General features: G+C 68.7%; 13 protein-coding genes and 2 pseudogenes. 6 read left to right on the top strand and 9 right to left on the bottom strand.

Going from position 1 to position 13,613, the window contains the following annotated elements; genetic code table 11:
• Nucleotide 1: 1 nt before the first annotated feature.
• Nucleotides 2–832: a chromate resistance protein ChrB domain-containing protein gene (locus ACFQE0_RS22990; RefSeq protein WP_378973806.1), complete on the bottom strand. Its 831-nt coding sequence runs from the start codon at nt 830–832 to the stop codon at nt 2–4.
• Between the two features lie 221 nt (nt 833–1,053).
• Here ACFQE0_RS22990 and ACFQE0_RS22985 point away from each other — a divergent pair, with 221 nt between their 5' ends.
• Entirely contained in the window at nt 1,054–1,251 is a 198-nt protein-coding gene (locus ACFQE0_RS22985) for a polyhydroxyalkanoate synthesis regulator DNA-binding domain-containing protein (RefSeq protein WP_378973804.1), read from the top strand.
• A gap of 36 nt (nt 1,252–1,287) precedes the next feature.
• Here ACFQE0_RS22985 and ACFQE0_RS22980 read toward each other — a convergent pair whose 3' ends face one another.
• The 5 genes and pseudogenes from ACFQE0_RS22980 to ACFQE0_RS22960 form a co-directional block, all read right to left on the bottom strand.
• The gene (locus tag ACFQE0_RS22980; protein ID WP_378973801.1) at nt 1,288–1,488 is read right to left on the bottom strand and encodes a hypothetical protein; all 201 of its coding nucleotides are present in this window, start codon (nt 1,486–1,488) and stop codon (nt 1,288–1,290) included.
• Between the two features lie 182 nt (nt 1,489–1,670).
• Nucleotides 1,671–2,940 (bottom strand): annotated as a pseudogene (locus ACFQE0_RS22975) (hemolysin family protein).
• 254 nt (nt 2,941–3,194) lie between these two features.
• Nucleotides 3,195–6,477, bottom strand: a pseudogene (locus tag ACFQE0_RS22970) (efflux RND transporter permease subunit).
• 3 nt (nt 6,478–6,480) lie between these two features.
• Nucleotides 6,481–7,329, bottom strand: coding sequence for an efflux RND transporter periplasmic adaptor subunit (locus tag ACFQE0_RS22965; protein WP_378973799.1), 849 nt, complete (start codon nt 7,327–7,329; stop codon nt 6,481–6,483).
• A gap of 449 nt (nt 7,330–7,778) precedes the next feature.
• Nucleotides 7,779–8,090, bottom strand: a complete 312-nt coding sequence (locus tag ACFQE0_RS22960; protein ID WP_378973797.1) for a hypothetical protein — start codon at nt 8,088–8,090, stop codon at nt 7,779–7,781.
• Between the two features lie 110 nt (nt 8,091–8,200).
• Between ACFQE0_RS22960 and ACFQE0_RS22955 the strand changes: the two genes are divergently transcribed.
• From ACFQE0_RS22955 to ACFQE0_RS22945, 3 genes are read left to right on the top strand one after another with little or no spacing between them, the layout of a single operon-like run.
• Nucleotides 8,201–8,473: a metal-sensing transcriptional repressor gene (locus tag ACFQE0_RS22955; RefSeq protein WP_127993489.1), complete on the top strand. Its 273-nt coding sequence runs from the start codon at nt 8,201–8,203 to the stop codon at nt 8,471–8,473.
• Nucleotides 8,473–9,804 (top strand): MFS transporter, encoded by a 1,332-nt coding sequence (locus ACFQE0_RS22950; RefSeq protein ID WP_378973794.1) that lies wholly within the window; start codon nt 8,473–8,475, stop codon nt 9,802–9,804. Before ACFQE0_RS22955 ends, ACFQE0_RS22950 begins: the two co-directional genes overlap by 1 nt.
• Nucleotides 9,801–10,112: a hypothetical protein gene (locus tag ACFQE0_RS22945; protein WP_378973792.1), complete on the top strand. Its 312-nt coding sequence runs from the start codon at nt 9,801–9,803 to the stop codon at nt 10,110–10,112. Before ACFQE0_RS22950 ends, ACFQE0_RS22945 begins: the two co-directional genes overlap by 4 nt.
• Before the next feature lie 415 nt (nt 10,113–10,527).
• Here the strand turns inward: ACFQE0_RS22945 and ACFQE0_RS22940 are convergent, their stop codons facing one another.
• Entirely contained in the window at nt 10,528–11,184 is a 657-nt protein-coding gene (locus ACFQE0_RS22940; protein WP_378973789.1) for a lysozyme inhibitor LprI family protein, read from the bottom strand.
• Complete coding sequence (locus ACFQE0_RS22935) at nt 11,172–11,576, bottom strand: lysozyme inhibitor LprI family protein (protein ID WP_378973787.1); 405 nt, start codon at nt 11,574–11,576, stop codon at nt 11,172–11,174. Before ACFQE0_RS22935 ends, ACFQE0_RS22940 begins: the two co-directional genes overlap by 13 nt.
• Before the next feature lie 153 nt (nt 11,577–11,729).
• On the opposite strand from ACFQE0_RS22935, the gene ACFQE0_RS22930 reads away from it, so the two are divergent.
• A complete protein-coding gene (locus tag ACFQE0_RS22930) occupies nt 11,730–12,125 on the top strand; it encodes a hypothetical protein (protein ID WP_378973784.1) in 396 nt (131 codons plus the stop codon).
• 240 nt (nt 12,126–12,365) lie between these two features.
• Nucleotides 12,366–12,914, top strand: a complete 549-nt coding sequence (locus ACFQE0_RS22925; protein WP_378973782.1) for a glyoxalase superfamily protein — start codon at nt 12,366–12,368, stop codon at nt 12,912–12,914.
• Between the two features lie 155 nt (nt 12,915–13,069).
• On the opposite strand, the gene ACFQE0_RS22920 is transcribed toward ACFQE0_RS22925, so the two are convergent.
• Entirely contained in the window at nt 13,070–13,540 is a 471-nt protein-coding gene (locus tag ACFQE0_RS22920; RefSeq protein WP_378973780.1) for a hypothetical protein, read from the bottom strand.
• Nucleotides 13,541–13,613 lie beyond the last annotated feature (73 nt).

Below are 13,613 nucleotides of genomic sequence, written 5' to 3'. Positions count from 1 at the left end.
GTCAGGCCTTCCCCTTGGTGCGGTCGCCGACCCAATCGTGACGCTCGCCGGTCGCGTCCCGGCACCAGCGATAGAAGGCGTCGTAGAGGAGCATGCCGGCGTCGAGCTGCTCCAAGTCGTCCGCGTAGATCCGCGAGAGGCCGAGCGAGGCCGCAAGCAGACCGGCCGCCTCCGGCGCGAGGTCAGGGCGGCCCGTATCAGCCCCGCGCACCAGGGTCGCGAGGTGGAGGAGCGGTGGCGTGGCGAGGCCGAGTTCGTCGACCATGACGTCGAACGTGCAGAGCTCGCCCCGGTGGCTCCAGAAGGTGCCGGGGTCGTCAATGTCGAACGGCGCGGCCTCGAAGCGTTCCGCGACGCCGACGACCTCGGTAGGCGGCACGAAGAGGAAGACCGCGTCGGGGTCGACGAAGCGGCGGATGAGCCAGGGGCAGGCGATGCGGTCGACCTTGGGCCGGGCGCGCGTGACCCAGACAGTGCGGCCTTGCTCGTCGCGGTTACGGACCTTGTCGGCCGGCACCATAGGCAGTTCGGCGGCTGCCCAGTCCGCGATGCCGCCCTGCAGGGCCTCGGCGTCCGCCCCGGCGCTGCGCAGCCATGCGGCGACGCCTTGGCTGTTTCGCCGACCGTCCTCGCAGACCACGACGACGGACCTGCCGCGCAACGCCGGCGCCCACTCGGCGACCCGGCCGGCCTCCCGGACGAGGGAGCCGGGTACGTGGCGCTGGTCGGCGAGGAATTCCTTGTAGGCGCGCACGTCAACGACAACCGGGCATCCCGGGGTGCCGATCAGGCGTGCAAGGTTTTGGACGGAGATGGAGTTCGGCACGGGCATGACGCGTCCTTGCAGCGAGTGCAGATGGGACGCGATTCTTCAGCCGAAGCCTCGTCGGGGGATCGCTCCCCGATGGCTCCATTCATCCTCGGTGGACTGCGATGTCAAGCGCGACTTGCGCGGAACGCGAGTTTGTTGCCTTACAGAGCCTACTCTGTAACCATTCCAGAGAACGAGGTCTGTCCGAAAGTCGGGCGCCTTGCAGACGCGCGTCATCCGCCATGTCCAAGAAGAAGCCCGCGACCGTCCGACATCTCAAGCGCTATGGCGGATGCCGCCTCTACGACCTGGAGACCAGGACTTACCGTGGGGCGGACGACCTACGGCGACTGGTCCTTGCGGGCGTCAGGATCAGCGTCCGCGAAGTGGGAAACGGGCAGGACGTCACGGACGAGGTCACGCCGCAGGAGCTGCACTGACGGGCAGTCGTCCGGTCTTCGCGTATGTCGGACGCCTCAGGCCAGCGTGCCGAGCGCGGTCATGATACCTACGATTCCGACGGTCGAGGTGGCAAAGCCGAGGAAGGCCAGCAGCAACGACGGGGTGGCACCTTGGGACTTGCTCGCAACGTCGGCCTGAACCTGCATCAACGCGTCCCCGGAATTGCCGATGCGGCCCAGACGTCGCGTGTCCCGGGAGGGTTCCGGATGTTTCACCGCTGTCCCTGGGCTAGGTCGCGAGCCAGGGCCACGCGACCGAAGACGTCACGCACCGCGGTGCCGACGCTCCGTATTCTGTCGGGTCCGACTGCGGCGACGAGCGTCAGCACGGTGAGGAGGGCGAGCCGGGGAGCTATCGTCGGTGAACGGCTGATTGTACGCCTAGGTTCTGCGTCCGTTCATGCCGCCTCAAGCTCCGGCAAGCGGGTGGCCAGGACCTTGTCGACGCGCCGCGCGTACATGTCGACGACTTCCAGCCGCCAGCCCTGGGCGTCGACGGCGTCGCCCACCGCGGGGATGCGCCCAAGCTGGAAGATCACGAAGCCGGCGAGCGTCGTGTAGTCGTCCATGTCCGGCGGGTCGGCGAAGGCGAGCCGCTCGAACGCCTCCTCGGCCGGCATCATGCCGTCCATCAGCAGAGAGCCGTCCTCGCGCTCGACTACGTCAGGCTCCTCGCCCGCTTCGGAAATGTCGCCGGCGATGGCTTCCAAGAGGTCCGTCTGCGTGACGATGCCCTCCAGGCTGCCGTACTCGTCGACCACGATGGCCATCTGCACGGGGTTCTTCTGGAAGGCCTCCAGCCCGGCCAGGACCGTCATGCCCTCGTGCACGACGTTCGGCGGCCGCATGGCGGCGGCGACGTCCGGCTCGCGCCCGTCGAGCATCTGATCGAGCAGATCCTGCTTACGCAACACGCCCACCACCTCGTCGACGCTACCGTGGCTGATCACGACATGGGCGTGGTTGCACGCGCGTATCGCCTTCAGGATGGCCTCGCGGCCGTCGTCGAGGTCGACCCACTCGACCTCGTGGCGCGGCGTCATGATCTCGCGGACGCGGCGGTCGCCCAACCGGAAGATGCGTTCGACGGCCTCCTGCTGCGCCTCGCGGATCAGGCCGGCCTCGCGGCTTGCCTCGACGAGCAGGTTGGCTCGGCCGTCGAATGCTGCCCGCCTTCGCCGTGGCCCGGCTCAAGCCCGAACAGGCGCAGGACACTGTTGCCGAGCCTGTTCAGGAACATGATGGCCGGCCGGAACACGATCAGGAACAGGCTGAGTGGCCGGATCACCGCCAGCGCCGTGCGCTCGCTGCGCTGGAGGGCGAGGCTTTTCGGGGCGAGCTCGCCCAGCACGATGTGCAGGGAGGTGATGATGACGAAGGAGATCACCACCGCGGCCGTGTGGGCGGCCGCCGTCGAAACCACGTCGGGGAGCCAGCCGAGCGCCGGCGCGATCAGGTGCGCGAGCGCCGGCTCGCCGACCCAACCCAGCGCCAGGGACGATATGGTGATGCCGAGCGGGTCGCGGCGAGGTGGGCGTCGAGGTGGTCGGTGGCCCAGAGCAGGGCCTTGGCATTGGTGCGGCGCTCGGCGACGAGCTCGGCGACCCGACTCCTGCGCACTGCCACTAGGGCGAACTCGGCGGCCACGAAGAAGCCGTTCGCCAGCACGAGGGCGAGAACGGCGAAGAGGCCGAAAGTCGTTACCCATCCGTCGTCGGTGATTGCCGCCTCCTGTTACCCAGCGTCTCGGGATCTCTATAGGAACGGCTCGGGTCGGGCCTACAGCGCACGGCATTCCACTTCGACACGGGTCGGATCGAGCCAAGGTCGGCCCGCCCCGACCAGGGAAGCGCCGAGTTGGTACCGCTTTCGAAACGCCCCTGCCGTTGTCCGCACCGGTTAGCCGATGGCGCCGACGCCGATCAGGTTACCGCGGTCCGGTGGGAAGGGGATGCTCCTGCTGGTTGCGCGACCGGTGTTGCTGCTCCGAACCACGCATAAAGCGCCGGCAGCACCACCAGCGTCAGCAGTGTCGCGCTGGCGAGACCGCCGATGACCACGGTCGCGAGCGGCCGCTGCACCTCCGCGCCCGTCCCGGTGGCGAGAGCCATCGGGATGAAGCCCAGGGCCGCGACCAGCGCCGTCATGATCACCGGCCGCAGCCTGGTAAGGGCCCCCTCGCGCACGGCTTCCGCGACATCCATGCCCTGCGCCAGCAGCGTGCGGATGTGGCTGAGGAGCACGAGCCCGTTGAGCACGGCGACGCCCGAGAGAGCGATGAACCCGACCGCCGCCGACACCGAGAAGGGCATGTCCCGCAGCCACAGGGCCGCCACTCCGCCCGTCAGGGCCATAGGAACCGCGCTGAACACGATCAGCGCGTCCCTGGCCGAACCGAGCGCCCCGAGTAGCAGGATGAGGATCAGCGCGAAGCAGGCCGGCACCACCATCATCAGGCGCTGGCGTGCGGCGGTCAGGTTCTCGAACTGCCCGCCCCAGCGCACCTCGTAGCCCGCGGGCAGCCTCACCTCCGCGGCGATGCGCTCCTGCGCCTCCGCGACGAGCGAGCCGATGTCCCGCCCTCGCACGTTCGCGGTCACCACGACCCTGCGCCGGCCGTTCTCGCGGCTGACCTGGTTCGGGCCTTCCGTGAACTCGAAGCTGGCGAGCTGCCTCAGGGGCACGCTCATGCCGCCGGCCAGCGCCGGGCCCGACGGCACGCCCGTGCCCGTCCTCGCCACGGCCGCCTGCGAGGCCGGCAGCGGCACCGGCAGGTTCTTGAGCGCCTCGACGTCACCGCGCACGGAATCGGCGAGGCGCACCACGATGGCGAAGCGCCGGTCGCCCTCGAAGACCAGTCCGGCGTCCTTGCCGCCCACGGCGGTCCCGATGACGTCCTGCACGTCGGCGAGGCTCAGGCCGCGCCGGGCGATCTCCTTTCGGTCGATCCTGATCTCAAGGAAGGGCAGGCCGACCGCCTCCTCCACCTTCACGTCTGCGGCCCCCTCCAGGCCGCGCAGGATGCCGGCGATCTTTCGGGCCCCCTCGACCATCGGCCCGAACTCCTCGCCGAACACCTTCACGGCCAGGTCGTCGCGCACGCCGGCGATGAGCTCGTTGAAGCGCATCTGGATGGGCTGCGAGAACCCGAGCAGCGTGCCCGGGATCAGCTTCGCCTCGGTCTCCATCCGGCCGATCAGGGCTTCCTTGGTCTCCTTGGGGTCCGGCCACTCCGCCTGCGGCTTGAGGATGAGGTAGGCGTCGCAGGCGTTCGGCGGCATCGGGTCGGCGGCGATGTCCGGCGTCCCGCAGCGCGAGTAGACGAAGGCCACCTCCGGGAACTTGCTCATGGCGTCCTCGACGCCGAGCTGCATCGTCTGGGACTGCGAGATCGAGGTCGACGGTATGCGTCGGGCCTCCATGACGATGTTCTTCTCGTCGAGGGTCGGCGTGAACTCCTGCCCGAGCCGCGTCGCGAGCACCCCGGCCAGCCCGACGACGAGGACCGCCGCCATGACGAAGGTCAGGGGCGCCCGGATCGCGGCACCGAGCACGGGCCGGTAGGCGGACTTGAGTGCCCGGATGAGGAAGTTGTCCCCTTCGGCGACGCGGCCGGTGACGAAGGTCGCGACCATCGCCGGCACGAAGGTCAGGGACAGTACGAAGGCCGCGGCCAGCGCGATCAGCACCGTCAGCGCCATCGGGGTGAAGGTCTTGCCCTCGACCCCCGTGAAGGTCAGCAGCGGCACGTAGACCAGGATGATGATGGCCTGACCGTAGACGCTCGGCTTGATCATTTCCTCGGCCGAGACGCGCACGGTCTCCAGCCGCTCGTCCAGGCGGAGCTTGCGCCCGAGTTCGTGCTGCCGCTCCGCCAGGTGCCGCAGGCTGTTCTCGGCGATGATGACCGCGCCGTCGACGATCAGCCCGAAGTCGAGGGCGCCCAGGCTCATGAGGTTGGCGCTGATGCGGCCCGCGAGCATCCCGGTCGCGGTCAGCATCATCGTGACCGGGATGACCAGGGCGGTGATGATGGCCGCCCGGATATTTCCGAGCGCCAGGAACAGCACCGCGATCACCAGCAGCGCGCCCTCGGCGAGGTTCTCGGCGACCGTCCTGATGGTGGCGTCCACGAGGTCGGTGCGGCTGAGCAGCGTCCGGGCCTGGATGCCCGGCGGCAGCAGCTTGTTGATCTCCCGGATCTTCGCGTCCGCCGCCGCCGAGACGGTGCGGCTGTTCTCGCCGATCAGCATGAGCGCGGTCCCGAGCACCACCTCGCGCCCATTCTCGCTCGCCGAGCCGGTGCGGAGCCCCGTCCGATCCCGACCTCGGCGACGTCCTTCACCAGGATGGGCACGCCGGCGCGGGTGGCCACGACGATGTCGCGGATCTGGTCGACGTTCTCGATCAGGCCACCGGCGCGGACGACGTAGCCCTCGCCGTTGCGTTCGATGTAGTTCGCCCCCCGGGTCGCGTTGTTGACCTCGATGGCCCGCGTGAGGTCGGCGAAGGACAGGCCGTAGCCGACGAGCCGCATCGGGTCCGGCTGGACCTGGTACTCCTTGACGTAGCCGCCGATGGCGTCGGCACCGGCGACGCCGGGGACCCCCGCATCTGCGGCCGCACGATCCAGTCCTGGACCGTGCGCAGGTAGACGGTCCGCTCGAAGTCGCTCTTCAGGCGCTCGCCCTCGGGCGTCAGGTAGCTGCCGTCCGATTGCCAGCCCGGCTTGCCGTCGGCCGCGGGCGGGCCCTCGCCCGGCGCCTCGTACTCGACCGCCCACCAGTAGATCTCGCCGAGGCCCGTCGAAATCGGCCCGAGCCGCACCTCGACCCCCGGTGGCAGGGTGCCGCGCACCTCGACAAGGCGCTCGTTGACCTGCGCGCGCGCGAAGTAGACGTCGACCTTGTCGCTGAACACCGCCGTGAGCTGCGCAAAGCCGTTGCGCGAGAACGAGCGCATGCTCTCCAGGCCCGGCGTGCCGGCGAGCGCGCGCTCGACCAGGACCGTGACCTGCTTCTCGATCTCGACCGGCGTCAGCGCCGGCGCGATGGCGTTGATCTGGACCTGGTTGTTGGTGACGTCGGGCACGGCGTCGATGGGCAGCCGTGACAGCGACCAGGCCCCGAAGGCGGTGGCGATGAGCGTCACCAGGATGACCGCGTAGCGGTTGGCGACCGAGAAGGCGAGGACGGGCCGGATCATAACTCAGTCCTCCGCCGCGGCCTTGCCGAGCTCGGCCTTCAGCGTGAAGCTGTTGGCCACCGCGATGATCTCGCCGGGCTCAAGCCCGGCCGTCACCTCGACGTCGCGGTCGTCGGAGCGCCCGACGGCGACGGCGCGCGCCTGGAAGCCCTCCGGCATCCGCACGAACACGGTCGGCTTGCCCTCGATTGTCTGGACCGCCTCGGAAGGGACCAGGACACGGACAGGCTTGTCCGAGACCTTGATCTCGGCGGCCACGAAGGATCCGGGACGCCAGGTCTCGTCGGGATTGGCCAACTCGGCCACGACCCGGGCGGCGCGGGTGTTCTGGTCGAGCACCGGCCCGATGAAGACGATGTGTCCCTCCGCCGTCGCGCCGGTCGCGTCCGTCCGGACGGTCACCGCCTGGCCCTCGCGGACCAGCGGCAGGTCGCCCGGCGTGACCGCGAGGTCGATCCAGACCTTGGTGAGGTCGACGACGCTGTAGAGCTCGGTCTCCAGGTTGTCGCGTCCGACCGCTGCGCCCAGGTCGACGCGCCGCTCAACCACCTTGCCCGCGATGGGCGAGCGGATCTCCTGGCGCTCGAACTGCGCCTCGGGCTGGGTGGCCAGGGCGTTGATCTCCGCGGGCCCCAACCCCAGGAAGGTCAGCTTGCGACGGGCCGCGTCCTCCTTGACCTTCAAGTCCTGGTAGCTCGCCTGAGAGCGCAGGTACTGCTGCTCGGACGAGATGCGCTTGTCCCAGAGTTCCTTGTCGCGCTGGTACAAGGTCTTCTGCAGGTCGGCAGAGACGCGGGCGGCGAGGTATTCCCCTTTTGCGTCGGCGATCTCGCGGCTGTCGAGCAGCGCCACGACCTCCCCCTTGGCGACCTTGTCGCCGAGCCCTTGCGGAGCTCCACCACCGTGCCGGTCGTCTTCACCGCGATGCGGGCGGTGTTGTTGGCGCTCGGCACGATGGTCGCCGGGACGTGGAGGTGCCGGAAGAGGCGGCCCCCGTCGGCGGCGTCCGTGCGGATGCCGGCCTTGGCCACCTGCTGGTCGCTCAGCCGAACGAGGCCGGGTTTCTCGGGCTCCGGCGCGGCCGCCGGCTTCGCCTCGGGACGGGCAGGCGCGGGGGCATGCCAGCTCGCCAGCATGGACCTGAGGGCGTCCGGCGCGGCTGGCCACCACGTGGCGACGAGGAAGCCGCCGGCGACGGCCAGCGGCACGGGAAGGAGACGTTTCAACATATCGGCGCCATGAACGGCCAGCCGCGCGTCCGCACGGTGCCATCGTTCGAGAAAGGGACGAGGCGGATGGCCTCAGCCCCTTGGAGGCTCGTAAGGCCCCTGCGCATCGCCGCCGGCGCGGGCGGCTTCGTGCGCGACGACGAACGATTGCGTCGTGCAGGACGGAGCGCTCGCGGGAGAACGGGCGTCCGCCGGCATCACGCACTGGGCGTGCGATTGCGCATGGTGGACCAACTCGTCCGCGTCCTGGTGATCCTCGGCATGGTCATGGTCCGCCAAGGTAAGGACCGCGTGGGCGGTCGCCGCGGAACCGTCGTGCCGAGCCCCCGCCATAAGCGGCAGCACCGTCACCGCCGCCAGCAGAAACGCGATGGCAAACGTCATGAGACGCCGTCCGAACGACACCCGACACCAATCCCCTGAAACCTGCGCCGGGCGATCCCGATACGGCGAAGCGGCTTCCCTTATCCTATCCGGGGGGATAGGAAGTCAACATGGATCACGTGCACGCCTCTCACCCTGACATCGTCAAGCGCCTCAAGCGCGCCCACGGCCACCTCGCAGGCGTCATCGCCATGATCGAGGAGGGTCGGTCCTGCGTGGACCTCGCCCAGCAGCTTCAGGCGGTCGAGAGCGCCATCGCCAACGCGAAGCGAACGCTGATCGAGGACCACATGGAGCACTGCATCGGCGACGGCGTCGCGGACGGTGGCAAGTCCGCCAAGGCCGCGCTCGCCGAGTTCAAGGCGTTGGCGAAGTATCTCTGATGCTAGGCGTCCTCGCGAACCGAACCTACCGGCATCTCTTCGCCGCACAGGTCATTGCCCTGATCGGTACCGGCCTGCTCACCGTCGCGCTCGGACTTCTGGCGTACCGGCTTGCGGGTGCCGAAGCCGGTGCGGTCCTCGGGACGGCGCTGGCCATCAAGATGGTGGCCTACGTGCTCGTCGGGCCAATTGCGAATGCCTTCACCGCGCAACTGCCGCGGCGGGCGTTCCTGGTGGTAACCGACCTCGTCCGCGCCGGGGTCGCTCTGATCCTGCCGTTCGTCGACCAAATCTGGCAGGTCTACGTCTTGGTCTTCGTCCTACAAGCGTGCTCGGCGGCCTTCACCCCGACCTTCCAGGCGACCATCCCGGATATCCTCCCGGAGGAGCGCGACTACACCCGGGCGCTTTCGCTCTCGCGTCTCGCCTACGACCTGGAGAACCTGCTCAGCCCGGCGCTGGCCGCCCTGCTGCTGACTGTCATCAACTTCCACTGGCTGTTCGGCGGCACGGTCGTCGGCTTCCTCTGTTCGGCCGCCTTCGTCGTCTCGACGTCACTGCCGTCGCCCAAGCCGGCCGAGCGCCCGGCCGGCATCTACGAGCGCACGACGCGGGGCCTGCGGATCTACCTCGCCACGCCCCGCCTGCGTGGGCTGCTCGCGCTGAACCTGGCGGTGTCGGCCGCCGGCTCGATGGTCATCGTCAACACGGTGGTGATCGTCCAGGCCCTCCTGGGGCGGACCCAGAACGACGTCGCCGTCGCCCTCGGGCTATTCGGCGGAGGCTCGATGCTGGCGGCGATGCTGCTGCCGAGGGTCCTCGACCGGCTTCCCGACCGGACCGTGATGGTCCCGGCAGGGGCTATGCTCGGCGTCGTGCTGCTCGCCTTTGCCGCCGCAACCTGGGGCGGCGGGATTGGCTGGCGGATGTTGCTGGCGACCTGGCTTGTTCTCGGCATCGGCTACTCGGCCGCCCAGACCCCGACCGGACGCCTGCTCAAGCGATCGGCCGCACCCGGTGACCGGCCCGCGGTGTTCGCTGCCCAGTTCGCGCTCTCGCATGCCGCGTGGCTGGTGACCTATCCGCTCGCGGGCTGGCTCGGCGCTGAGGTTGGGATACCGGTCACCCTCGCGGCTCTAGGCGTGCTGACCCTGGTGGCCGTCGTCGCGGCCGCCGCGCTGTGGCCCGCCAATGACCCAGATGTCATCGAGCATGTTCATGCCGACCTTGATCCCGGTCACCCGCATGTCAGCGGCGCCATAGGAGTTCGGCACGCCCATGCCTTCGTTGTCGACGATCTTCACCATCAGTGGCCAGCCCGTTCCGGATGAAGCTTTCGGCGATCCTCGTTGCATTGTTCCCGCTCACCCTGGCTTACGGACCCGCTCGGGCGGTCGACTGCACCGATTTCCTGCGGATGCACGGCATGCTGCGGCAGGCGCAGGCCCAGTGTGCCTTCCAGAGCTTCAATCCCGAGATCGTGGACATGGCGCGCCGATGTTACAACCGGGTCGGCTCCGGCAAAGGCGCGCAGGCCATTCGAGCGGGCGCCAAGGAGTTCGATTACATAGCGGACCTGCGAGGGAAGGACGTCACCTGTGCTCTGATCGGACGCAGCTTCCCGATGGTTATACGGTGAAGCCAAGGTCTTGAGAGCGGACCGTCCCAGGGTCGGAAAAGGATCGTGAGCGGTCCCCCGGCCATGTCCGCTTAATGCAATCGCCGTCCAAAAGCGGACAGGCAGGAAACCACCCTACCCGGCCATTTAGCGACACATGCCAACGCGACCAGAGCCGGCCGAAAGCCGTCTGTCCGCTTCGGAGAAGGTCCGCGGGAAGAGCGGACGGCCTGCTGCCGACCCGAGCCAGACGTAGAACGAATTCGGTGCTCATCTCATAAGCGGACGTGCTGGGCGTACGCGGACGGACGCTCAGCGAACCCCCCGCCTTGAATGAGCGTCCGCGCTTGTACGTCTTCCATTATCGACCGCCTGTCCGCCGATGATTGTCAGGGATCGCCAGCGCAATGGCGACCGGCGGCCGGTCGCAGTCTTGTCAAGGCAGGCGGCGGTAGACGCCCGCGAATACCGCGCCGCCCTGCAGTTCGCAGGTGCCGGCCTGGATGACCTTCCAACCGTCCGCGCCGAGGCGCTCGAAGGTTAGTCGACAGCGGCCGTTCAAGACGGTGGCTGTCCCTTTCCGGAGATCCAGGAATGCATCCGTGGCCGCGGTGTCCACGTCGCCGGCCTCCTCCCCGCCGGGCCCGACATAGTTAGACATCAGGGACACGCTGGCGAAGCCATGGACCGGTCCCACGACGTTGAGGGTGCTGTGATTGCCCTTGGGCTCCTCGCAAAAGAAGTCACTGCCCACCTTCACCCCACCCTCAGACCGCTGGAGTTCGGCGTTCCGCTCGTCGTAGGCCTCGGCCAGGCAGGCTGCTGTGGCACAGGCCTGCGCCTTCCCTAGCCACGCCCGCTGCCGAGCCTCGACGGCCTCGCGCTTCCCCTCTTTCAAGGCGCCCGAGTAGAGCCTCGCCAGGATCTCGTCCCGGCTCCCGAGAGCGGCGTCCCCGCAGACGAGGCGTTCCATTCCGGTCGATGCCTTGGCGCAGTCGAAGCTTGCCGCATGGGCAACCGGCGCCGTGAAAGCGAATGCCGCCGATGCCCCGATGCGGGCCGCGGTACGGTGGAAGTCGCTCACTGCTCGCATGATAGGTCCCCGCCCGGGCAGGCTAGTTGATCGGTCAGGTCGCGGGTGCGGCGCTCGGTTAGGGCCGTCGCGCACTCGCCGATAAGCATGGGCATGATCGTGCCGTTATCATCGGGGTGTTCGGCGTCGTAGCCGGTCTCAAGGTTGCATTCGAGGTCGCGGAAGCGCCGCCAAGCCTGCTGCGCGAGGTCGAGGTTGTGTCGCCCGCTCGGGTCGAGTTTGGCCTGCAGGGCCTCTCGCGCCTTCGCCAAACTGGCCTCGGCGGCGTCCAGCTTGCGCTTGGCGCATAGGGTCCCCTCGGCTTGGTTCGCGACGTCCGCGCAAAGTGCCGGCACCTCCGCCGTGGCCGCCGTCGACCAGAGCATCAGGACCACCATTTGGGCGTGCTTCATCGCATGGACCCCGCCGGGCAGAGGCCTCTTGCGGTCCTGCCCCACTTTTGCCGGTGGTAGCACGGCGCGCTAGCCTCTCCCACGACCGAGCCCGAGGAGGCCACGACGCCGAACCGCATCACGACAGACAGGTCCGGAGATCCCGTCGTACGGGTGCTCGGCGGCTACCTCGCCGCCGTGGCGGCGGCGGTGACGACCTTGATGCTGGCCAGTGCGGCCAGTGCTCTGTTCGGGCCTCCCCCGTCGCCCGTCGCCGAGCCTACCCTCCCTTCCGACTTAATCTCCGTCGCCATCACGTTCGTCATCGCAACGCTGTTCGTGACGGTCTTCGCGATGCCGGCATTCTTGCTGTGCCTGGCGGTCTCGATCCGGACGGGATGGCGCCATCCGACCATCCACGTGGCTTGCGGCGGCGCCATTGGTCTCGCCCTCGGGCATCTGTTTGCCGGCATGGTCGACTGGCCGCTGCAAGCCGTAAGCGCCGGAGTGGTGGGCGGCGGAGTGTACTGGTGGCTCGCCGTGCGCGAGCGGCGATGGTCAGGGTCGTGATCTCACTGTTTACTGGTCGAGACACGTCTCTGGTCGCGCATGCCGGATTTGTGAGCGGACCTTCGGCTTGGCGACCGTACCGACCTCGGGGTAGCCTGGCCCTAGGCCGATGCTGCCTGCCGCTCGCCCCGGGAACGGGATGGTGAAAGCATCGCGGACGACCACCCCCACCGGATCCCTGACCGGCGACGGGTCGGCAACGCGGGCACCGACGGACCGACGCCGGCTTGGGAGAGCACCATGACGACCGTCGACCAGGCCAAGGCCAAGGCCAAGGCCATGGCCAAGCGGCTGCGCGTTGCGCTGGCCGCCCGCAACCTCGCAGTCCCGCACGCGACCGCCCTCGAACTCGTGGCCGCCGGCCTTGGCCACGACGACTGGAACACCGCTTGCTCCGCCCTCGACCGCCCGGCGGAGATCGGACCCCGCTTCGTGGAGGCAATCCCGATCCTGCGCATCTTCGACGAGGCCAAGGCGCGCGAGTTCTACTGCGGCTTCCTCGGGTTCGAGGCCGGGTTCGAGCACCGCTTCGAGCCGGGTCTGCCCCTCTACATGGAGGTCGCCCGCGCCGGCCTGCGACTGCACCTGTCCGAGCATCACGGCGATGCCAGTCCAGGCTCCGCGGTGTTCGTGCCGATGCGGGGCGTCCACGCCTATCACCGGGAACTGATCGACAAGCGCTACGGCTATGCCCGGCCGGGCGTTGATCAGGCTCCTTGGGGCGATGTGCTGGAGGTGCCGGACCCATTCGGGAACAGGCTGCGGTTCTGCGAGCGCCGCGACGGATGACCGAGCCCTGGACGCGCTGATCCGCCGTCGATCCGAGGTGCGCCCCTCGCGGAGGACAGCCGGGCTTGACGGTCAATCGTCACGCCCGCTCCTTGTGCGGAGCGGGGCGACACCCGCATCTCGCATTTTGGTACTCCCACAGCGACGGGCGAGCGTTACGTGGGCTCCCGGACGAGCATCATCACCGCGTTGTCATACCAGGGGAGAGCGAGAGCCCCGGCCGCACCCCGGTAGATGACCGGATCGCGCCCCGGACCCCACATGCCGCTTTGGCAATGGACCGCGTAAGCGACCGGCTGGCGCATGCCGAGCTTGCGGAGCTCGGGCTGCACGTCCGGCGGCAGTCGTTCGAGCGGCTGGAAATCGGGGGCCTCGCACACGTCGCCGGTCGATGGTGTCCTGTCCCACGCCAGCCGGGTCGACGTGAAGGTCAGACGCTTGCCCATCAGGCTCGGGTCGTTGTCGGCAAGCGCTTGGACGCCGATGTCCGGGACCGCGACTTTCGCGACGCGCCAATGGCCTGTGAAGGCAGAGATTGGATCGCCGGCCATCGCCGGGACTATGCCCATGCCCATGCCCATAACCACCGCAGCCGCGACCGGGATAAGCCTGTCCGTTTTCGCCATCTCAGTCTCCTCGTGGTGCGCCCCGGGCCAGACAGGCCTACGGCGCAGCGTCCTTCGCCCTGGGGGTCGATGA

It is taken from the genome of Methylobacterium komagatae, assembly GCF_042661665.1.
Taxonomy (GTDB): domain Bacteria; phylum Pseudomonadota; class Alphaproteobacteria; order Rhizobiales; family Beijerinckiaceae; genus Methylobacterium; species Methylobacterium komagatae.
This window is presented reverse-complemented; position numbering and strand designations above follow the sequence as displayed.